General features: G+C 65.3%; 16 protein-coding genes. 10 read left to right on the forward strand and 6 right to left on the reverse strand.

Annotation, left to right across the window (positions count from 1 at the left end; genetic code table 11):
* Positions 1-4 precede the first annotated feature (4 nt).
* The 4 genes from EN804_RS20745 to EN804_RS20760 all read left to right on the forward strand — a co-directional run bounded on the left by EN804_RS20745 (position 5) and on the right by EN804_RS20760 (position 1,950).
* The gene (locus EN804_RS20745) at positions 5-541 is read left to right on the forward strand and encodes an RNA polymerase sigma factor (RefSeq protein ID WP_135882911.1); all 537 of its coding nucleotides are present in this window, start codon (positions 5-7) and stop codon (positions 539-541) included.
* 113 nt (positions 542-654) lie between these two features.
* Positions 655-1,107, forward strand: coding sequence for a hypothetical protein (locus EN804_RS20750; RefSeq protein ID WP_127275154.1), 453 nt, complete (start codon positions 655-657; stop codon positions 1,105-1,107).
* The gene (locus EN804_RS20755) at positions 1,104-1,559 is read left to right on the forward strand and encodes a periplasmic heavy metal sensor (RefSeq protein ID WP_127275153.1); all 456 of its coding nucleotides are present in this window, start codon (positions 1,104-1,106) and stop codon (positions 1,557-1,559) included. The genes EN804_RS20750 and EN804_RS20755 overlap by 4 nt, the downstream gene beginning before the upstream one ends.
* Before the next feature lie 109 nt (positions 1,560-1,668).
* Entirely contained in the window at positions 1,669-1,950 is a 282-nt protein-coding gene (locus EN804_RS20760; protein ID WP_127275152.1) for a hypothetical protein, read from the forward strand.
* 252 nt (positions 1,951-2,202) lie between these two features.
* Here EN804_RS20760 and EN804_RS20765 read toward each other — a convergent pair whose 3' ends face one another.
* The 6 genes from EN804_RS20765 to EN804_RS20795 form a co-directional block, all read right to left on the reverse strand.
* Positions 2,203-5,613: an acyl-[ACP]--phospholipid O-acyltransferase gene (locus tag EN804_RS20765; RefSeq protein ID WP_135921108.1), complete on the reverse strand. Its 3,411-nt coding sequence runs from the start codon at positions 5,611-5,613 to the stop codon at positions 2,203-2,205.
* A gap of 386 nt (positions 5,614-5,999) precedes the next feature.
* Positions 6,000-7,580: an indolepyruvate oxidoreductase subunit beta family protein gene (locus tag EN804_RS20770; protein ID WP_135921110.1), complete on the reverse strand. Its 1,581-nt coding sequence runs from the start codon at positions 7,578-7,580 to the stop codon at positions 6,000-6,002.
* Positions 7,573-9,726: an indolepyruvate ferredoxin oxidoreductase subunit alpha gene (locus EN804_RS20775; RefSeq protein WP_135921112.1), complete on the reverse strand. Its 2,154-nt coding sequence runs from the start codon at positions 9,724-9,726 to the stop codon at positions 7,573-7,575. Before EN804_RS20775 ends, EN804_RS20770 begins: the two co-directional genes overlap by 8 nt.
* 44 nt (positions 9,727-9,770) lie before the next feature.
* On the reverse strand, positions 9,771-10,253 hold the full coding sequence (locus EN804_RS20780) for a MarR family transcriptional regulator (RefSeq protein WP_135921114.1): 483 nt from the start codon (positions 10,251-10,253) through the stop codon (positions 9,771-9,773).
* Entirely contained in the window at positions 10,253-11,824 is a 1,572-nt protein-coding gene (locus EN804_RS20785; RefSeq protein ID WP_135921116.1) for an NAD(P)/FAD-dependent oxidoreductase, read from the reverse strand. The genes EN804_RS20780 and EN804_RS20785 overlap by 1 nt, the downstream gene beginning before the upstream one ends.
* Positions 11,825-12,114: 290 nt before the next feature.
* Positions 12,115-12,906, reverse strand: a complete 792-nt coding sequence (locus EN804_RS20795; RefSeq protein WP_127275955.1) for a cyclase family protein — start codon at positions 12,904-12,906, stop codon at positions 12,115-12,117.
* 118 nt (positions 12,907-13,024) lie between these two features.
* Between EN804_RS20795 and EN804_RS20800 the strand changes: the two genes are divergently transcribed.
* The 6 genes from EN804_RS20800 (at position 13,025) to EN804_RS20825 (ending at position 19,875) form a co-directional block, all read left to right on the forward strand.
* Positions 13,025-14,599: an NAD(P)/FAD-dependent oxidoreductase gene (locus tag EN804_RS20800; protein ID WP_135921118.1), complete on the forward strand. Its 1,575-nt coding sequence runs from the start codon at positions 13,025-13,027 to the stop codon at positions 14,597-14,599.
* Between the two features lie 112 nt (positions 14,600-14,711).
* Positions 14,712-16,238 (forward strand): ABC transporter substrate-binding protein, encoded by a 1,527-nt coding sequence (locus tag EN804_RS20805; protein ID WP_127275957.1) that lies wholly within the window; start codon positions 14,712-14,714, stop codon positions 16,236-16,238.
* Positions 16,239-16,328: 90 nt separating this feature from the next.
* A complete protein-coding gene (locus EN804_RS20810; RefSeq protein ID WP_135862159.1) occupies positions 16,329-17,336 on the forward strand; it encodes an ABC transporter permease in 1,008 nt (335 codons plus the stop codon).
* Positions 17,329-18,177, forward strand: a complete 849-nt coding sequence (locus tag EN804_RS20815; protein WP_135921120.1) for an ABC transporter permease — start codon at positions 17,329-17,331, stop codon at positions 18,175-18,177. Before EN804_RS20810 ends, EN804_RS20815 begins: the two co-directional genes overlap by 8 nt.
* Positions 18,174-19,052: an ABC transporter ATP-binding protein gene (locus EN804_RS20820; protein ID WP_135921122.1), complete on the forward strand. Its 879-nt coding sequence runs from the start codon at positions 18,174-18,176 to the stop codon at positions 19,050-19,052. Before EN804_RS20815 ends, EN804_RS20820 begins: the two co-directional genes overlap by 4 nt.
* Positions 19,045-19,875 (forward strand): ATP-binding cassette domain-containing protein, encoded by an 831-nt coding sequence (locus EN804_RS20825; RefSeq protein WP_135882920.1) that lies wholly within the window; start codon positions 19,045-19,047, stop codon positions 19,873-19,875. The genes EN804_RS20820 and EN804_RS20825 overlap by 8 nt, the downstream gene beginning before the upstream one ends.
* Positions 19,876-19,891 lie beyond the last annotated feature (16 nt).

Here is a 19,891-nt window from a genome sequence, read left to right on the forward strand (position 1 = left end):
GCCGATGAGCGCCGACCCGGACGAGGAGTTGGTTCGCCGCGTCGGTGCCGGCGAGCCGGAGGCGGTGCGGTTGCTGGTCGCGCGCAAGCTGCCGCGCATCCTTTCGCTGGCCGTGCGCATGCTGGGCGACGCGGCGGAGGCCGAGGATGTCGCGCAGGAAACCTTCATGCGCATCTGGCGTCATGCATCGGGCTGGCGGCGCGGCAATGCACGCTTCGACAGCTGGATCCACCGCGTCACGCTCAACCTCTGCTACGACCGGCTGCGCCGGCGCCGCGAATGGGTGACCGACGAGGTGCCGGACATTGTCGATCCCGCCCCGCTTCCCGATGCCCGCGAAGAGCCGCATCGGGTCGAGCAGGCCTTGCAGGCAATCGCACCACGCCAGCGCGAGGCGATCATCCTGGTCTACTACCAGGAGATGTCCAACATAGAGGCGGCCGCGACCCTGGAGATCAGTGTCGATGCCTTGGAGAGCCTGCTGTCGCGCGGCCGGCGGGCGCTGCATACGATCCTGGCCAGGGATGGTGCCCATGACTGAGAAAGGCGCGATCATGATGCGAAGCATTCACCGTACCTCGCGAGCGTCCGGTGGCCAGGTCCCGGGAATCCAACCGCCCGGACACGCGGCGCCAATCGGCAAAGGATAGACTGATGTCTGATGGGTCGAGGAACGAACCCGCAATGGATGCCGAGCGCTTTGCGGCTCTGGCGGCGGCCTATGGCGGCGATCTGCGGCGGTGGCCGCAGGCCGATCGCAGGGCCGGAGCGATGTTCGCCGCGAGCGAGATGGGCGCGGTCATATTGGGCCACGCCGGGAAACTCGACGCCTTGCTCGACAGCTATGCCGTCAAGGCGCCCGGCGCGGCGCTGCACGGCAGCATCCTGCGCACCGCCGAGCGGCACCTTGTCAAGCGCCGGCGCCAGTTGGTCTGGTGGCTGGGTTTGGGCCTTGCCGGCATTGGCCTGGCGGGCGCGGTGGCCGGGTTGGCCCTGGTGACCATCGTTACTCCAGAGGTTCCGTCCGACCATTATGTGCTCGATGCCAATGCGACGGCGTTCGGCGATGCCGGGCCCGACGGCGAAACAGTCGGGGAGGACCTATGAGCACGGGCCGTAAGCTCATCATCGCGTCGGTGGCGCTGAATGTCTTCCTGGCCGGGGCGCTTGCCGGCGGGGCCGTCTGGGTAAGAAGCGGCAAGCAGGGCCAGGGCTATTCGCTGGAGGCGGCCGGCGGCCGTCTTCCCGACCAGCAGCGCATGCTGTTCCGCAAGGCATTGCGCGAGGTTCGCCGCGAGTCGCGCGACATCATCCTCGACGGCCAGCAGGCCAGGCGCGAGGCGGCAGATCTGTTGCGGCAGCCCGTCCTCGACACGGCGGCGCTGTCGGCGGCCCTTGAACGGGCCCGCAATGCCGACATCACCCTGCGCACGCGGCTGGAGCAGCGCATCACCGAGTTCGCGGCTGCAGGCTCCGCCGAGGCGCGCGCCGTGCTGGCGGACGGGCTGGCCAGGCGCGCCGGGCCGCAGCCGAAGGCGGAGCCAAAAAAATCACCGTGACGGCCGACGGAAAGCGCCCGCAGGGCCGTTTAACCGGGAGAAGGGCAGACCTGCCGGCCCCATCGGTACGAACAGGTTTTCATTCTCGGACAACATTCGGAGTAACGTCATGAACCGTCTGACACAGTATGCGGCAGCAGCCGTCCTCGCCTTGACCGGAACCGCGGCAACCGTCGCGACCTCCGCCGCAATGCCGATGGTGGCGCAACCGGCCGCGCCAGCGCTGATCGAGCATGTGGCCTGGGGTTGCGGACCCGGCTGGCATCCCAATCCCTGGGGGCGCTGCGTTCCCAACCGTGTCGTGGTGTATCCGCGCTACCGCTATTGGCACGGCCCGGCCTATTACGGCTGGCATCCGCACCGCCACTGGCACCGCTGGCATCGCTGGTAAGCGTGCGGGAGGGCCGGGCGGCACCCGACCGCCCGGTCGCCTGTCCCCGGATTGAGCCGGGGAACAGCCCAATCGGGCGTCGCGCGCCTCGCGTGAGATCCAATCATGGAGCGCTGACATGGCCGTCGCGACCAAAAGGCCCATGGCGCCAGGTCCCGCCCTGCCGAATCCCGCCCTGATCGCCTTCATCCGCTTCGGGCTCGGGGCCCGGCCCGATGACCGCGACAGGCTGGCGGACGACCCACGCAGCTATCAGGCGGCCTCGACCTTGGCGGCCTCAGAGGCCTCGCCGCGCACCAGCCTGGTCACGCCGACGAAGTCGATCTTGCCCGAGCCAAGCACCGGCACGTGCGCCACGACGCGCACTTCGGCCGGCACCATCAGGTCCATGGCGCCGTTCGCCTTGGCGAAGGCCAGAAATTCGGCGCGCGTCGCGTTTTCGGCTTCGGTGATGAGCACCAGCTTTTCGCCCTTGCGCGGATCAGGCACCGTCGCGACCGCCGAGAGCGAACCTTTCCACAGCTCGCCCGCCAACGCTTCCACGGCAGCCAGTGAAATCATCTCGCCGCCAATCTTGGCGAAGCGCTTGGCGCGGCCGCGAATGCTGACGAAGCCGGCATCGTCGATGCTGACGATATCGCCGGTGTCATGCCAACCGTCCTGCAGCGGTTCGAGCACACCAGGCTTTTCCGCCCTGAGATAGCCCGCCATGACGTTGGGGCCGCGCACGAACAGCCGCCCGCCGCCCTGGACGCCGATCACCGGATCCAGGCGGTATTCCATGCCGGGCATGATTTTTCCCACCGTGCCCGATCTGTTGTACATCGGCGTGTTGATGGAAATCACCGGCGCCGTCTCGGTGACGCCGTAGCCTTCGAGAATGCGCAGGCCGAACTTCTCCATATAGGTTTCGCGGGTCGAGGCCTTGACCGGCTCGGCGCCGGAAAAGCAGTAGCGCACCGAGCGGAAATCATAGGGGTGTGCGGTGCGCGCATAGCCGCTGAGGAAGGTGTCGGTGCCGAAGATGATCGTCGCGTTCGAGGCATAGACCAGTTCGGGAACGATGCGGTAGTGCAGCGGCGAAGGGTAGAAATAGACCGGAACGCCCGACACCAGCGGCAGCACCGTGCCCGCCGTCAACCCGAAGGAATGGAAGATCGGCAGCACGTTGAACACCTTGTCGCCCGAGTGGAAATCGATGCGCGAGGCGGCCTGCGCGGCATTGGCCAGGATGTTGCGATGGGTAAGCACCACGCCCTTGGGCGTGCCTTCGGAGCCAGAGGTGAACAGGATCACGGCCGGATCGGTGGCATTGCGGGCAACCCGTGGCGTGGCCTTGCGCAGCATGCCAAGCAGCTTGTCCTTGAGGCTGATGGTTGCGCGCAGATCGTCGAGCCAGACGATGTTCACCGACCGGCCGACTTCCTCGACCGTCGCGCCGAGCTTGGCCTGCTCGACAAAGGCCCGAGAGGTCAAAATTGTGGTGACCCGCGCCGCCTTGCAGGCGGACAGGATGTTGGCGGCACCGGCGGTGAAGTTGATCATCGCCGGGACCTTGCCGGCGGACATGACGCCAAGCAGCGCGGCACAAGCGCCATTGGCATTGGGCAGCATGATGCCGAGCGTGTCCTGTCCGGCATAGAGCGCTTCGAACTTCTCGCCGAGCACGGCGACACCCGTGAGCAGCTTGCCATAGCCCAGCGAACCGGCGACCGGATCCTGCACGGCGAGTTGCTTCATGCCGCGCTCGGTCGCCGTTTCGATGACCCTTTCGAGCACGGTCTTGTCGATATGCTGGGTGCGGAAGACGAGGTCGGACATCACCTGGTAGAGTGCGGCACCGGCGGCGGCTCTGCGCTTGCGGCCCTTCAGTTCGTCGGCGACCTTGAGCCTGACCGGCGGCAGTATGGTCACCTTGACCTTCGGGAACAGGCGACGGCGCACGTGCTGCGCCGTCAGCCGCGAGAAGGGGCTTTTCTCCAGCCCCTCGATACGGATCGGCACGACCATCGAGCCGGTCTTGTCGGCCACCATGGCGGCGCCGTCATAGACCTTCATCAGCCCGCCGGCGACGGTGATGCGGCCCTCGGGAAAGATGACCAGCGGATCGCCATTCTGCACGATCTTGATCAGCGTGCGCGTCGACATCGGCTTGGCCGGATTGAGCGGCAAGGCGCGGGTCAGTTTGAGGAACGGCTTCATCCACCAGGCCTGCGCGATGGTGTAGTCGATGGCGAAGACCGGCTCTTCATCGGTCAGCGTCAGCGCCAGCGGACCGTCGAGAAAGCTGACATGGTTGAGCGCCAGAATAGGCGCCGGACCCGCGGCCTTGAGGTTTTCCAGGCCCTCCACTTCCAGCCGATGGAAGGCGCGAAAGAGGATGGAGACGAAGTCGCGGAAGGCGTTGGTCGGCAGATATTTCAGCATCAGCCAGGCGGCCACCGCATTGAAGGCGGCAAGCCCGAACAACACGCTGGCAATAGAGACGCCAGCGGCCTGGACGGCGGCGACGAGGATGCCGCCCAGCGTCATGAAGCCGGCGTTGACGATGCTGACAGCGGCGACGACGCGGGCGCGGCGCGCCTCGGGCGACCAGGCCTGCACGGCAGCGAAGGTCGGCACGACCAGGAAGGCACTGGAAATGGCCATGCCGGCAAGGTCGATGGCACCGCGGATGGTGTTCGGCCCGGCGAAGAAGAGGCCAAGGGTTTCAGCCTTGGGCGAAGGCTGCATGCTCCAGATCGTCCAGGCAAGGTGCAAGCCGAACAGCGCCAGAAGCGCGGTGCCGACCGGCGCGGGAAGCAGCACCATGCGGCCCTGCGACATCCAGGCGGCGATCGCCGAGCCGATGGCAATGGAGACGGCGAACACCGCGAGATAGGCGGTGACCGCGATCTCGTTGCCGCCGAGCTGGTCCTTGATCAGCGTGGGCAGGATCGAAAGCACGATGGCGCCGATCAGCCAGAACCACGAGGTCATCAATCCGGCGCGCCAGATGCGCGTGTCGGTGCGCAATTCGCTGACCTGGCGCCATGTCGAGCGGAAGATGTTCCAGTCGATGACAAGGTTCGGCGCGGCTGAGCCGGTCGAGGGGATGGAGCGGCTGACGAACCAGCAGCCGACCGCAAGGATCATCATCATCGGGCCGAAAACGGCGACACCGATGCCGTCAGCGGAGACGACACCGCCCACGATCGTGCCGCCAAGGATGGCGGCGAAGGTCGCCGACTCGATCCAGGCGTTGGCGCGGGGCAATTCCTTGCGCTCGAGATGATCGGGCAGGATGCCGTATTTGATCGGCCCAAACAGTGCCGAGATGACGCCGAACATCAACAGCGCGGTCATCAGCACAGGAATGGAGGACAGCGCGATGCCGACGACCGCGACGGCAGCGGCGCCGATCTCGGCGAATTTCAGCCGGCGGGCAATGAGCGCCTTGTCGAAGCGGTCGGCGATCTCGCCGCCCAGCGCCGACAGGAACAGGAACGGCGCCATGAACACGGCGCCGGCCAGCGTGACCAGCGAGGCGGCCTGATCGGCAGCCAGTGTGAAGAGGATCAGGAACACCAGCGTGTTCTTGAGGAAATTGTCGTTGAAAGCGGACAGGAACTGCGTCCAGAAGAGCGGCGCGAAGCGCCGCGAAAGCATAAGATGCGTGTTCATGGCGTTGTCCCATTTGGCGGAACCACGCGGCGATGCTCCGGTGATCCCCGCGGGTTCATGCGCTGTTCCGATCGTTGTGATAGCCGTGAGCTGGTTAAGGTTCTTTACTGGGTCGGGAATCGCCGGTGGTCGCTGGTTCGTTCCGGCGCTGGTGAAGCTGGCCTGTGCGCGCCCGTGTCAAGCGGTTCCGACATCTACGCCTCCTTATGAACAATGTTCATGGCGCCAATGTAGCATAACTTGAACGATGTTCAAGGGCAAAAATGAACGATGTTCACAAAAGTGAGGAGAGGTTGACGAGTCAATCGCCAGGGCCTGGCTATCGTTCGCGGCCAGCCCCTGTCCAATGGGAATCTACAAGCTGCACCGACGCGCTTGATCCCCGGCTAGCGAGGAGCGCCTTCGTTCAGTGTCGCCACGGTCTTCAGCGCGCCGTCCAGCATGTCGCCCTTCTCGTCCTTGAGCGCCGCCTCGCGCAGGCGGCGGATCCAGTCCGCGGCGTCGTCCCTCCCCTTGAGCAGATCGAGCGCCGACAGCACGCGGTCGAATTTCGACTGGGCGCGCATATGCGTGTCGCTGTAGCCCTTGATCAGCCGGCGACAGTTGAGGATTTCGACCGCAAGCGCGTAATCTGCCGGCACGTAGCCAAGCGCCAGAGCGTACCAGCGTTCGAGATGCGCGGCCTCGACCTTGTGGCGCAGCAGGCTGCGGCGCCAGCGGCGCAGGCCGCCGATGAACCACAGAGCGGCGAAGCCGGCGAAGCTGTCGGTGCGGATGCGGCGGCCATGGTTGATGCGGCGATCGAGAAAGGCGGCCAGTTTCGGCCGGCTTTCGATGTAGCTGCCCAGCCCCGCCGGCAGCGTGCCGCAGAACTCCTCGATGCGCGGGTGGAAATATTCGGTCACCTGCAGGACCGAACCGTCCTTGACGCCAACCTCCTTGCGCACCCGCCTGTCGCGGGTCGAGCGCGTTTTCAGATCGGCGACGCGGATCATGTCGTCGTAGCACATGGCATTGGCCAGATGCTTGGCGGCGGCGATGGACAGCGCATAAGCGTGGCCGGCGCTGTCCAGCGCAACGGCGTTGTCCAGCCGGTCGAGATAGTCGCGCCCATAGGCGATGTCCTGATAGTCGACGACCTTTCTCAGGCCGCGAAGCGCCATGTCGCGCACGGCTACGGGCATCAGGTCGATGCGGGCGGCCTGGGCATGCCATCCCCGCAGCAGATTTTGCGGGCCGCTCACACGCCCGGCACCCAAAGCGGATTCGACAATGGCTGGCTCCGCCGGTTTTGACGAAGGTGCTGCCGCCGTGCCGCGTGCGCGGTCGAAGGCAGCGCCGAAGGCGGCAAGGCTGGCCTTCACGCCCCGCCCGCCGGCACCAATCGCCTGTTCGTAGCTCTCGCGCGTGAACGGCAGTGCGTCGGAGCCGGCCAGCGCGCCAAGCAGGCTGGCCGAGATCATCGAGCCGTTGTCGGCGGCGATCTTTTCCATGTCGAAAGCGATGAAGCGCTTCGACGCGGCCTCAGCCGTCGCGTGGACCTTGGACGACGAGGCGCGGCCGTCGCCCGGTTCGATCTTTTCCGAGACGGCGGCGATGCGATGCGAGGAGGCGATCAGCGTCGTGCGGTTGGGGGTGACGAAGCCCCTGATGATGGCGCGGCCGGCCTCCATCAATTCGGCGGCGATCAGGATGTCGACATCGCCCTGCGAGGGTGACAGGGCGAAGACCGGGAGGCGGCCGGTGTCGCGGGCCATCTCGATATAATAGATGGTCGCGCCGGTGCGTTGGGCGACGCCGGCGACCGAAGTCGACTGTGCAACGTAACCATTGCGTTCGGCGACATCGGTGATCCAGTCGGCCAGCACGCCGCCGCCCTGGCCGCCGACGGCCAGCACGGCGAGCTTGATCACCGGCTCATCGGCGGCACCGGATCTGGGGTGCAAGGAGGGGACGGGCTCAAGCATCGGCGAATATCAGGCGCCGGTTTTCGCGACGCCTCTGCAGGAAGCCGATCGTCGCGCGACGAGCGGATTCCAGGAACCGGTCCCAGCGGCTCGGATTGTGCACGACATCGGCGCGGTAGAAGGACGGACAGAGGACGGCGGCGTCCGCCACCTCGCCGCAATTGCCGCAGCCGACGCAGTTCTGGTCGATCGACGCCACCGGATCGTCGCGCAGCGGGTCGTCAAGCGATTTCACCGACAGCGACGGACAGCCGGAAAGCCGCATGCAGGCATGGTCCCCGGTGCAGATGTCCTCGTCGACGCCGAACTTCGGTTTGACGACACGCTCGCCGCCCTTGATGGCCTTGTCGACCAGCGGCTTTTCGCGGCGCTGGCGATTGAGCATGCACTCCGACGAAGCGACGATGACTTTCGGGCCCTTCTCGTCCGTCGTCAGCGCCTCGCGCAACGTGTCCTGCATCTTGCCGACATCGTAGGTGCGGTCGACATGGCGCAGCCATTTCACGCCCATGCCTTTCACCGCCTCGGTGATCGGATGCTTGGTCGACTTGGTCTTGTTGCCCGCACGCGACGACAGGATGTCCTGCCCGCCAGTCGCGGCAGAGTAGAAATTATCGACGATGACGATGACGCCGTCATTCTTGTTGAACACCGCGTTGCCGATCGAGGAGGTCAGGCCGTTGTGCCAGAAGCCGCCGTCGCCGACGAAGGAGATCGAGCGGCGCTTGGCGTCGGGCGAATTGAACGCCGAGGCCGAGGCTGGCCCCAGCCCATAGCCCATCGTGGTGGCGCCGAGCTCGAAAGGCGGCATGATCGAAAACAGATGGCAGCCGATGTCGGAGGCGATGTGGTGCTTGCCGAGTTCCTGTTCGACCAGCTTGGTCGCGGCAAAGATCGGCCGTTCCGGGCAGCCGATGCAGAAGCCGGGCGGGCGGCCCGGCACGACGTTGATCAGGTCAGCCGTGTCGACGCCGTCGCCGACCTTGTTGGGCGCGCGCACCTCGCCCGGCAAAAGATGCGGCGCCTCGGCGCGCAGGAAGGCACCGATGCCGTCGAGCATGACCTGGCCGGTATATTCGCCGGCCATCGGCAGATGTTCCTTGCCGACCAGGCGCGTGCCGCGCCCGGCCTTGTGCAGCATGGCGGCAAAGGCCTGTTCGATATAGTTGGGCTGGCCTTCCTCGACCACCAGCACCGCCTGCTTGCCCTCGCAGAAGGCGAGGAACTCGTCGTCGATCAGCGGATAGACGGCGTTGAGCACGTAGAGCGGGACATCCGTGTCGCCATAGGTGTCGGCAAGGCCAAGCCGCTGCAGCGCACGGATGACCGAATTGTACATGCCGCCCTGCATGACGATGCCGACCGAGCCGTGGTCCGAACCGAAGAACTCGTTGATCCTGTTCTTGACGATGAAATCCACCGCGGCCGGCCAGCGCTTCGCCACCTTCTCCTTCTCGTGCAGGAAGGAAGCGGGCGGCAACACGATGCGGCCAGTGTCGCGGCGCGGCGCTTCGAGCGCATCGGCGACCGTCATCGGCGGACGCTTGTTGTCCTTGGCGATGAAATGGCCATGCACGTGGCAGCAGCGGATGCGCACCTGCAGCATGACAGGCGTGTTGGAAATCTCGGACAGCTCGAAACCATCCTCCACCGCCTTGACGATCGACGGCAGGTTCGGACGCGGGTCGAGCAGCCAGACCTGGCTCTTCATGGCGAAGGCATGGCTGCGCTCCTGCATGATCGAGGAGCCCTCGCCATAATCCTCGCCGACGATGATCAACGCGCCGCCGGTGACGCCGCCGGACGCGAGATTGGCCAACGCATCTGAAGCGACGTTGGTGCCGACGGTCGACTTGAAGGTCGCCGCGCCGCGGATCGGATAATGCACCGAAGCGGCGAGCATGGCGGTGGCGGTGGCTTCCGAGGCGCTGGCCTCGAAATGCACGCCGAGTTCGCCCAGAATGTCCTGCGCGTCGGCCAGCACATCCATCAGGTGGCTGATCGGCGCGCCCTGGTAGCCGCCGACATAGCCGACACCGCATTGCAGCAGTGCCTTGGTGATGGCGAGGATGCCCTCGCCGGCGAATTCCTCGCCGGCGCCGAGCCTGAGCTTCTCGACTTCCTTGGCAAAAGACCGTTCGGCCATTTTTGGCCTCCTTCCGTTGCCGCCGGCATCGGCGGCGCGTACATCTAGATGTCGTGCTTGCGAATGTTCTTCAGCATCTTCTGCAGCGTCGCGATGAGGGCGGCATATTCGGCATCGCCGACATCGTCGAACATCGCCTCGAACGCGTCATGCATGGCGGGCCAGGCGCGGGTGAACTCGGCGCGACCTTCGTCGGTCAGGAACACGTGGCGGATCCGGCTGTCGCTCACGCCCTGCTCACGCCGCACGAACCCTTGCCCCTCCAGCGTGTCCAACGTGCGGCTCAAGGTCGACTGCTCGATCACCGTATAGACCGAGAGGTCGTTGACAGTGACGCCGTCGGTGACCGACAGCACGGCCAACGTGCGCACCTGCGAAATGGTCAGGCCCTGCTTGCGAAAATCGTCACGCAAGGTGGCGTTGTAGCGGCCCATGATGCGGTTCATCAGATAGGGCGCGAATTGCTGCAGGCCGATCTGGCCGAGGGTCGAAATGCGCTGACGTTTTTCGGCGACTTTCTGTTCCATCACAGCTTCCCCGCCAGCAGGAAACCGGAGCCGCCGCCGAGGCCAGCACCGGGATGGGTCGAGGCGCCGATATGATAGAGGCCCTTGATGCCGGTCTGGTGGTTGCGGCTGGTCTTGAACGGCCGCCACAGGAAGGCCTGGTCTATGGTCGAGGAACCGCCATAGGGGTCGCCGCCGACCAGGTTGATGTTCATCTCTTCGAGATCGGCCGGCGAATAGGCGCGGCGCGCGATCACGCTGTCCTTGAAGCCGTCGATATGGCTGGCGAGGACCGCTTCGGCGCGATCGGCATAGGCCTCGCGCAGGGCATCGGTCCATTGCCCGTCAGCGGGTGCCTGCAGCTTGCCGGCGGCGTCGCCCTTGATGTGGCGGGGCGCCTCGGGCAGTTGCAGCCACAGGATCGCCTTGCCTTCCGGGCAGCGTGACGGGTCGAGCGCATGCGGCTGGCCGACACAGATGGTCGGCACCTCGGGGAGCATGCCGCGCGCCGCCTCGTTGCAGGCTTTCGAGACACCATCCAGTCCGGGCGTCAGATGCAGCAGCGCCACCTTGTCCAGGCCTTCGCCGCGCCAGGACGGCGGCTTGTCGAGGGCGTAGTGGATCTGGAAATTGCCTTTGCCGTAGCGGTATTTCTTCGTCGCCTCGGCATCGGCTTTGGGAGCATCCGTGCCGAGCAGGCGGCCATAGAGCTGTGTCGGCGTAACCGAGCAGATAACGCTCTTCTTCGCGTGGACGGTCTCGCCCGAAGCCAGGCGCACGCCGGTGGCGCGGCCGCCGGCCAGGAGGATGGAGGCAACGTCCGCTTCGGTGGAGATGACGCCGCCGCGCTCCTTGATGAGCGCCTCGAAAGCAGACAGCAGGTTCTGCGCCCCGCCCTTGACGATCGGCGCGCCGGCCGCCTCCAGCGCGAAGGCGATCACCTTGGCGATCTGCCCGGAGAAGGCGTCTTCCGGGCCAAGCCCGGCATGCAGCACCCACGGCGCCCAGAGCGCGCGGACGGTCTCGGACTGGTAGCCGCTTTCCAGCCAGCCGCGCGCCGGCACCAGCGCATCGCCAAGGAAGGCGGCAAGACCACGCGGGCTCCGCCGCCAGGCGTCGCCCGCCAGCAGCTTCGCGGTCGGATAAGACCACAGACTGCCGCCGAGCAGGCCGAACAGCAGGCCGGCATTGCCTTCGATGCCGCCGACATCTTCCGCGTGGCGGTCACCGTCGCCGGCCGCGATCGCGTTGAGCGCGGCGATGTTGGCGGCGCGGTCGGTGCTGAGCACCGCATGGCTGCCGTCCGGGCGAAGCACGCCGGTCGGCGTGCCGGTATGGCAGAATTCCAGCCCGTGCCGGGCGAGGTCGGCGCCAAGTGCGGCGAAGGCCGGCGAGGTGATGAACAGCACGAAGGTCGTTGCCATCACATCATGGATGAAGCCAGGCGCGGTGATCTCCTCGGTGCGCATGCAGCCGCCAATGCGGTCGTTGCGCTCCAGCACGAGCACCTTGGCGCCCTTGCCGCCAAGCATCGCCGCGCAAACCAGCGCGTTGATGCCGCTGCCGACAATGATGTGGTCGGGCGCTTTCATTGGGGGTTGCTCGTGGGCAGCGGGTAGGCTTGCCGGGTCAGCGCCCTACGGCGCCCCCCTCTGTCCTGCCGGACATCTCCCCCACAAGGGGGGAGATCGGATGTCATCCCGGCTTTCGCCAATTTTCTACGTCGCAAGAAGGGAGCCGTCGCGGAAGCTGCCGATCTCCCCCCAAGTGGGGGAGATGCCCGGCAGGGCAGAGGGGGGCGCCGTAGAGCGCTAACGCCGCCATCCTGCCTCCCTATCGCCTCACCAAGCTGCATGATCTTCTCCCGAAGACCCACCTCGCTCTATTTTCCAACCACCAGCGCCAGGGCGCGGATCGGACTGCCGGTGCCGTGCTCGATCTTGAGCGGTGCCGCGATCAGGATCGCGCCTTTCGGCGGCAACTGGTCGAGGTTGCAGAGGCTGGCCAGGCCGTAGCGGTTGGCCTTGTGCATCAGCGTGTGCGCCGGGAATGGCGGCTCCATGCCGCCCGCCTTGCCGGCATCGGTGCCTATCGTCTCCGAGCCCCAGCCCTTGATGTCCTTGCTGATCAGGAACTGGATGGCTTCGGCCGTCGGGCCGGGCGTGTGCGGGCCGGTCTCGTTGGCGTTAAGGAACTCGGCTTCCGAGCCGTTGCGCTTGTACCAGTCGGTGCGCATCACCACCCACTCGCCGGCGTTGATCGCGCCATGCTTGGCTTCCCATGCCTTGATGTGGTCGACGGTGAGCAGGAAATCATGGTCGGCGGCGGCCTCCTTCGAACAGTCGATGACATTGACCGGGCCGATGAAGTTCTGCGCCGGAATGGTGTCGGTGGCGCCGTCCGGATAATCCTTGCCGCTGATCCAATGCTGCGGGGCGTCGAAATGGGTGCCGGAATGCTCACCGAGCTTCAGCCAGTTCCACGCCCACCATGGGCCGTTCTTGTCGTAGCGGGAGATCGAATGGATCTCGACCTTCGGCGTATCGACGGCAAGTTCCGGCGGCAGCTTGATCAGTGGTGTATCCGGCCCGAGCGGCGCCGTCAGGTCGACCACCTTGATGGCGCCGGAAAGGAGTTGGCCGGCGACTTCGCCGAGAAGTTTTTGGGTGTCCATGGTCTCTGTTCCCTCTTGTCTGACATGATCAAGGCTCGTCTCGGCCCTTAATATCCTACTAGACGAAAACATATGCATCTGCAATTATCTTTAAGCATAAAGGAAATGGGAACGGGGCGTGAGCGAGTTCGACGCCATCTTTGTCGGGGCGGGCCACAACAGTCTGGCATGCGCCGCGCATCTGGCGCTCAAGGGCTGGAAAACCGGGGTTTTCGAGCGCAGCGCAACGATCGGCGGCGCGGTGCAAACCCGCGAATTCACGCTTCCGGGCTTCCGTCATGATTTCGGCGCGATGAATCTGAGCCTGTTCGCCGGCTCCGCCTTCCACCGGAAATATGCAAATGAATTGAAAGCGCAGGGGCTGGAATTCGCGCCGGCCGCCGATTGTTTCGCCAGCGCCTTTCCGGATGGGCGCTGGTTCGGGGTCAGCAACGATCTGGAAAAGACCGCCAGCCGCGTTGCCGCCTTTTCAGCCGCCGATGCCGCGACATGGCGCAGGCTGGTTGCCGCCTTCCCGGCCGAAGCCGGGCATTTGTTCAAGCTGCTGGGCTCGCCGATGAGCGCCCGTGCGCTTGCGGGCACCGCATGGAACCTGTGGCGCAAGAAAGGTGTTTCCGGCGCGCTCGATACCGGCCGGCTGCTGTTGTCCTCGCCGCGCGCCTGGCTGGAGGAGACTTTCGAGTCTCCTCATATCAGGGCGACGCTCGCCACCTGGGGCATGCATCTCGACTTCGCGCCCGACATCGCCGGCGGCGCCGTGTTTCCCTATCTGGAATCGATGGCCAACCAGAGCTTCGGCATGGTGCTGGGCAAGGGCGGAGCCGATACGATCATCCGGGCCTTGGCCGGCATGGTCACATCCGCCGGCGGCAGGATCATTACCAGCGCCGACGTTGCCGAGATCACTGTCTCCGGCGGCAAGGCGACGGGCGTGCGGCTCTCTTCCGGCGAAACGCATACGGCGACCAAGGCGGTCATTGCAGGCGTCGCGCCCAAGGCGCTGACCGGCAAGCTGCTGCCTGGCGGTTCCGGCAACGCCGGCTTCGACACGGCGATGCAGAAATTCCGGCGCGCGCCGGGCACGATGATGATCCACCTGGCGCTGGACGATCTGCCGGACTGGCGCGCCGGGGCAGAGTTGCGCCAGTTCGCCTATGTGCATCTGTCCCCCTCGCTCGACCAGATGTCGCGCACCTATCAGCAGGCGATGGCAGGCATGCTGCCGGACGAACCGGTGCTGGTCGTCGGCCAGCCGACCGCCATCGACCCATCGCGGGCGCCGCAGGGCAAGCATGTTCTGTGGATACAGGTGCGCATGCTGCCCGCCGAAATCGCGGGCGACGCCGCGGCCAAGATCGCGCCAGCACATTGGGACCAGGTCAAGGAAGCCTATGCCGAGCGCGTGCTCGACATTATCGAGACCTACGCGCCCGGCCTGCACGCAAAGATCCTTGGCCGCGCGGTGTTCTCGCCGATCGATCTCGAGCGTGAGAACCCGAACCTCGTCGGCGGTGACCAGGTCTGCGGCAGCCACCATCTGGCGCAGAATTTCCTGTTCCGCCCGGCGCGCGGCTATGCCGGCTGGAACACGCCGGTCGCCAACCTGCATCTCACCGGCGCCGCGACATGGCCGGGCGCCGGCACCGGTGCCGCCTCGGGCTTCATGCTCGCGCAACAGCTTGGCGGGAGGTAGGCCAGACGATTCCATGAGGGCGACGAGAGGCAAGGCGCTGCTGCCGACGAAGCCCGAACCAATGAACTGAAGACGCTGCGCGAAGACAAATAAACCAACAAGGGGAACGACCATGACAATCAACAGACGCGAATTACTGGGATACAGTGCCGCGGCACTTGGCGTGGCCGCCGTCGGCCTGCCAAAGATTGCCCAGGCCGCCGGCGAACTGACCATCGCCTACAATGTCAACCTGCCGTCCTGGGATCCGACCACCGGACCGTCGGCCGTCAACCCGACCATACAGGGCCTCTACCAATCGGTGTTCGACCAATTCATCCCGCAGAAGCCGGACCTGTCCTTCGCGCCCGGCCTGCTGACCGAATGGGGCTGGAACGACGACCGCACCAAGATCATGATGACGGTGCGCGAAGGCGTGAAATGGCATGACGGCTCGCCCTTCACACCGGAAGACGTCGTCTGGTCGCTGCAGCGTGCGGGCGACGAAAAGACCGGCAACCCGATCCAGTTCGTCTGGAAGAACGTCAACAATTTCAAGATCGACGGCAACAAGATCACTGGCGACGTCGTGCAGTTCGATCCAGTCTATTTCAAGTGGATGTCGTTCCTGACCGGCTACATCATGCCCAAGGCCTATTACGAGAAGGTCGGCGCCGAAGGCTTCGAGAAGGCGCCGATCGGCACCGGCCCCTACATGGTGGAAAAATTCGAGCGCAACGCTTTCCTGCGGCTGAAGGCCAATCCCGACTATTGGGGCGGCAAGCCGGCCTTCGAGAATGTGACGATCAAGTTCGTCACCGATGCGGCAAGCCGGGTGGCCGAGATCGAATCCGGTTCCTCGCAGGTGACGCTCGAAATCCCCTATGAGGAGTATGACCGGCTGATCGCCAAGGACGGGCTTGCCGGCTCGATCAAGAATGTTTCCGACATCGGCATGATCTTCTTCAACGACATCGAAGCGATGCTGGACAAGAACGTGCGCCAGGCAGCCGTCATGGCGGTGGACAAGGAGCTTCTGGTCAAGCGGCTGCTGCGCGGCTATGGCCAGCCGATCGCCACGCTCGAAACGCCGGAATACGCGGCCTTCGATGCCTCGATCAAGGTGGAGCACAATCCTGAGAAGGCCAAGGAACTGCTGGCCGCCTCAGGCTATTCGCCGGAAAAGCCGGTCAAGTTCACCATCCAGACGACCAAGGGCTTCAAGCCCAAGGACTATGAGATGATCCAGGCGATCGTCGGCATGTGGCGCAAGGTAGGCATCGAGGCGACGATCGAGGTCTATGAGATCGCCAAGCACTACGAGCTGCGCGCCGCCGACAAGCTCGCGCCCGCGGCCTTCTACAATTGGGGCAACGCCATTGGCGATCCGACCACCTCGACCGGCTTTGCCATGTATGGGCCGAGCCCGCATTCGGTCTGGGACAGCCAGGACCTGATCGACATGATCAACCCGCTGTGGGGAGAAAAAGACGAGGCCAAGCGCATCGCCGGCTGGAAGGCGGTCGACAAATACATCGCCGAGCAGGCCTATGTGCTGCCGCTAATGCAGTACGCGCAGCCGATCGTGCATGCCAAGGGCGTCAAAGTCGTCCAGCACATCTCAGGCGCGCTGCTGCCGGCCTTGATGACCCCGGCCTGATATCGGCCTGGAATTGCCGCGCGCCGTCGCCAATGACGGCGCGCATTTTCCATCGGGCATACGAGCCCACGGGCTCCTGCAAAGATTTACATGCTCCTGCAACGATTCCTGATTCGTCTGCTGACGATGTTGATCACGCTGTTCGGCGTGGCCGTCGTCGTCTTTGTCGTCATCCGCGTCGCGCCCGGCGATCCGATCGCCATGATGCTGCCGCCCGGCGCCACCAATGACGACATCGCCCGACTGCGCGCGCTGTACGGGCTCGACAAGACGATCGTACAGCAGTTCTTCATCTGGCTGTCCGGTGTCGCCAGGGGCGATTTCGGAACCTCGATCTCGCTGCGGCAAGACGTGCTCGGCCTCGTCTTCAACCGGCTGCCGGCCACGCTGGAACTTGCCATCGTCGCTCTCGTCATGGCGGTGGCGATCGGCGGCACGACGGCGATACTCGGCGCGCGCGAACGCGGCACGGCGGTCGAGGCCGGCATCGATATTGCGAGCGGCGCCGCCCTTTCCATCCCCGACTTCCTCTGGGGCCTGGTGCTGATCCTGCTGTTCGGCGTGCTGGTGCCGATCTTCGACATTTCGGGCCGCGTGTCGCCGCAACTCGACCTGCCCTTCGTGACGCAGTTCTATTTCTTCGAGAGCCTGCTGCGACTGCGCTTCGACCTGACCTGGGATCTCTTGAAGCACATGCTGATGCCGGCCGTGGCTTTGGCGCTGCCGCTGGCGGCGATCATCTCGCAGCTTCTCAAACAGTCGCTGAAGGAAGTGCTCGACCTCGACTATGTCGTGCTGGCACGGGTCAAGGGCTTTTCGGAAACGCAGGTCATCCTGCGCGAGGCGCTGAAGAACGCCGCGCTGCCGACGCTGACCCTGATCGGCGTGCAATTCACCTTCCTCATCGGCGGCACGGTCATCGTCGAGCGGCTGTTCTCCTATGAGGGGCTCGGCAACATGGCGATCGATGCCGTCATCAACCGCGACCTGCCGCTGATCCAGGGCATCGTGCTGGTGTTCGCGCTGCTGTTCGTGCTGATCAACCTCGTCGTCGACATGATGTATGCGCTGCTCAATCCGAGGTTGCGCCATGGATGAGGCACGCATCTCGCGACGCGGACTGAGCCCGAGGCTGTGGCTTGCCGGCGGTTGGCTGCTGCTGGCACTGCTGGCCGCGATTTTCGCGCCGCTGGTGGCGCCGCAGGATCCGCTGGCGCAGGATTTGATGCTGGAGCGCCTGCCGCCGTTCTGGCTCGACGGCGCCGAGCCCGGCTATTGGCTTGGCACCGACAGTCTCGGCCGCGACCTGCTCTCGCGCCTGATTTTTGGTGGCCGCATCGCCTTCATCGTTGCTTTCGCGGCGGCCATCGCCGCCTGCGTCGTTGGCTCGATGCTGGGACTGATCGCGGGCTATTTCGGCGGCTGGGCGGATCGCATCATCTCGCGCATCGTTGACATCTGGATGGCGTTCCCGCCGGTGCTTTTCGCCATTCTGCTGGTCGCCGTGCTCGGTACCGGCTTGAGCTCCGTCATTCTCGCCATCGCCATCATCGACTGGACGCGCTTCTGCCGGGTCATCCGCGCCGAGGCGATGGGGCAATCGCGCATGGACTATGTCGAGAATGCCCGCATCGCCGGCTATGGCCGCATCGGCATCATGCTGCGCGAGGTGCTGCCCAACGTGGTTCCGTCGATCGTGGCGTTGCTGTCGCTGGAAATGGGCATCGCCGTCATCGTCGAGGCGATCCTGTCCTTCGTCAATCTGTCGATCTCGACCGACGACCCGACCTGGGGCGGCATCATCGCCGAAGGCCGGCTGTCGATCCATCAAGCCTGGTGGGTGCTGGTGTTTCCGCTGATCACGCTGATCCTCACTGTGCTGTCGTTCAGCCAGTTCGGCGAAGCACTGAAGACGCGTTTCGATCCGGTGCTGCGATGAGTGCCTGTCTCGAGATCGCCAATCTGAGCGCGGTGCTGGCCAACGGCCAGCGCGTGCTGCGCTCTGTTTCGCTCACCGTGCAACCCGGCGAGGTGCGCGCGCTGGTCGGCGAAAGCGGCGCCGGCAAGACGATGATCGGCAAGGCGGTGCTGGGCGTCCTGCCGTCGAGCGTGCGCATCGTCGAAGGCGACATGAGGCTCGAGGGCGAAGACCTCGGCAAACTCCAGCCCAAGGCGCGGCGCACGCTGATCGGCGCACGCACGGCGCTGATCCCGCAGGACCCGCTGACCGCGCTCAACCCCTCGCGCCGCATCGGTCCGCAGATGACCGACCGGCTGGTGCGCATCCTGGGTTGGAGCGGCGACAAGGCGGACAAGCGTGTCAGGCAATTGCTGGACGAGGTACAGATCCGCGACCCGGACCGGGTGCTGAAGAGCTATCCGCACGAACTGTCCGGCGGCATGCGCCAACGCGTGCTGATTGCCGCCGCCTTTGCCGCCGAGCCACGGCTGATCGTCGCCGACGAGCCGACCACGGCACTCGATGTCACCGTGCAGAAGCAGATCCTTCGGCTGATCGCCGCGTTGCAGCGCGAGCACGGCACCGCGATCCTGTTCGTCACCCATGATCTTGGCGTCGTCGCCAAGATCAGCCAGAAAGTGTCGGTGCTCTATGCCGGCAAGGTGGTGGAAGAAGCCGAGACCGCTGATCTCTTCGCAGCACCCCGGCATCCGTACACCCGGGCGCTGATGGCTGCGACGCCACGCTACACCGACCCCTTCACCTCGCTGAAGCCGGTGGACGAGACGGTGCTGGCCGGACTTGCGGCCGAGATCGCGGTAGCCGACCAGGCATGGAGGCGCCCGCATGGCTGAGCCGCTGTTTTCCGTGCGCGGGCTGAAGGTCGCGCTGCCCGACATGACGCGCAAGCCGCTTGTCGGCCGCGCGCCGCTGGCCGAAATTCTGAAAGGCCTGGATTTCGACCTGCCAAAGGGCTCTGTCACCGGCATCGTCGGTGAATCCGGATCCGGCAAGTCGACGCTTGGTCGCGCTTTGGTCCGGCTGCTGGAGCCGAGTGCCGGCAGCATCCGTTTCGAGGGCCGCGACATCACCCAACTGCCGGAGGCGGCACTGCGGCCGCTGCGCCGCGACCTGCAGATGATCTTCCAGGATCCGATGTCATCGCTCAACCCGCGCCGCACCATTGCCAGCATCATCGCCGCACCGCTCAAGCAGAACGGGCTTGGCGACAATCTGAAATCCCGCGTCGCCGAGGCACTGCAACGCGTCGGCCTGCCGCAGAGCTTCGCCAGCCGCTACCGGCACCAGCTGTCGGGCGGCCAGCGCCAGCGCGTCGGCATTGCGCGCGCGCTGGCGCTGTCGCCGAAATTCGTGCTGGCCGACGAGATCGTCTCCGGGCTCGACGTCTCGACACAGGCGCAGATCCTCACCTTGCTGGAGAAGCTCGCGGCGGAGATGGGCCTGACGGTCGCCTTCATCAGCCACGACCTGTCGGTCATCCGGCGGCTCTGCCAACAGGTGATCGTCATGCGCGAGGGCAGCATCGTCGAGCAGAGCGCCACGGATGCGCTGTTCGACAATCCCAGGGAGACTTACACGCGAGACCTGCTTGCCGCCATTCCGCTTCCCGAGATCGACGCGGACTGGCTGCGGCCGCCCGCGAAGGCGCCGGCATAAGACTTTTCATCCCGCA

The organism is Mesorhizobium sp. M8A.F.Ca.ET.161.01.1.1 (assembly GCF_004792105.1).
GTDB lineage: Bacteria > Pseudomonadota > Alphaproteobacteria > Rhizobiales > Rhizobiaceae > Mesorhizobium.

Coding starts and splice junctions, on each gene's coding strand:
- EN804_RS20825 (WP_135882920.1), top strand. CDS start 19,045: ATGGCTGAGCCGCTGTTTTCCGTGCGCGGGCTGAAGGTCGCGCTGCCC.
- EN804_RS20815 (WP_135921120.1), top strand. CDS start 17,329: ATGGATGAGGCACGCATCTCGCGACGCGGACTGAGCCCGAGGCTGTGG.
- EN804_RS20810 (WP_135862159.1), top strand. CDS start 16,329: ATGCTCCTGCAACGATTCCTGATTCGTCTGCTGACGATGTTGATCACG.
- EN804_RS20760 (WP_127275152.1), top strand. CDS start 1,669: ATGAACCGTCTGACACAGTATGCGGCAGCAGCCGTCCTCGCCTTGACC.
- EN804_RS20775 (WP_135921112.1), bottom strand. CDS start 9,726: ATGGCCGAACGGTCTTTTGCCAAGGAAGTCGAGAAGCTCAGGCTCGGC.
- EN804_RS20805 (WP_127275957.1), top strand. CDS start 14,712: ATGACAATCAACAGACGCGAATTACTGGGATACAGTGCCGCGGCACTT.
- EN804_RS20745 (WP_135882911.1), top strand. CDS start 5: ATGAGCGCCGACCCGGACGAGGAGTTGGTTCGCCGCGTCGGTGCCGGC.
- EN804_RS20820 (WP_135921122.1), top strand. CDS start 18,174: ATGAGTGCCTGTCTCGAGATCGCCAATCTGAGCGCGGTGCTGGCCAAC.
- EN804_RS20755 (WP_127275153.1), top strand. CDS start 1,104: ATGAGCACGGGCCGTAAGCTCATCATCGCGTCGGTGGCGCTGAATGTC.
- EN804_RS20765 (WP_135921108.1), bottom strand. CDS start 5,613: ATGAACACGCATCTTATGCTTTCGCGGCGCTTCGCGCCGCTCTTCTGG.
- EN804_RS20785 (WP_135921116.1), bottom strand. CDS start 11,824: ATGAAAGCGCCCGACCACATCATTGTCGGCAGCGGCATCAACGCGCTG.
- EN804_RS20770 (WP_135921110.1), bottom strand. CDS start 7,580: ATGCTTGAGCCCGTCCCCTCCTTGCACCCCAGATCCGGTGCCGCCGAT.
- EN804_RS20750 (WP_127275154.1), top strand. CDS start 655: ATGTCTGATGGGTCGAGGAACGAACCCGCAATGGATGCCGAGCGCTTT.
- EN804_RS20795 (WP_127275955.1), bottom strand. CDS start 12,906: ATGGACACCCAAAAACTTCTCGGCGAAGTCGCCGGCCAACTCCTTTCC.
- EN804_RS20780 (WP_135921114.1), bottom strand. CDS start 10,253: ATGGAACAGAAAGTCGCCGAAAAACGTCAGCGCATTTCGACCCTCGGC.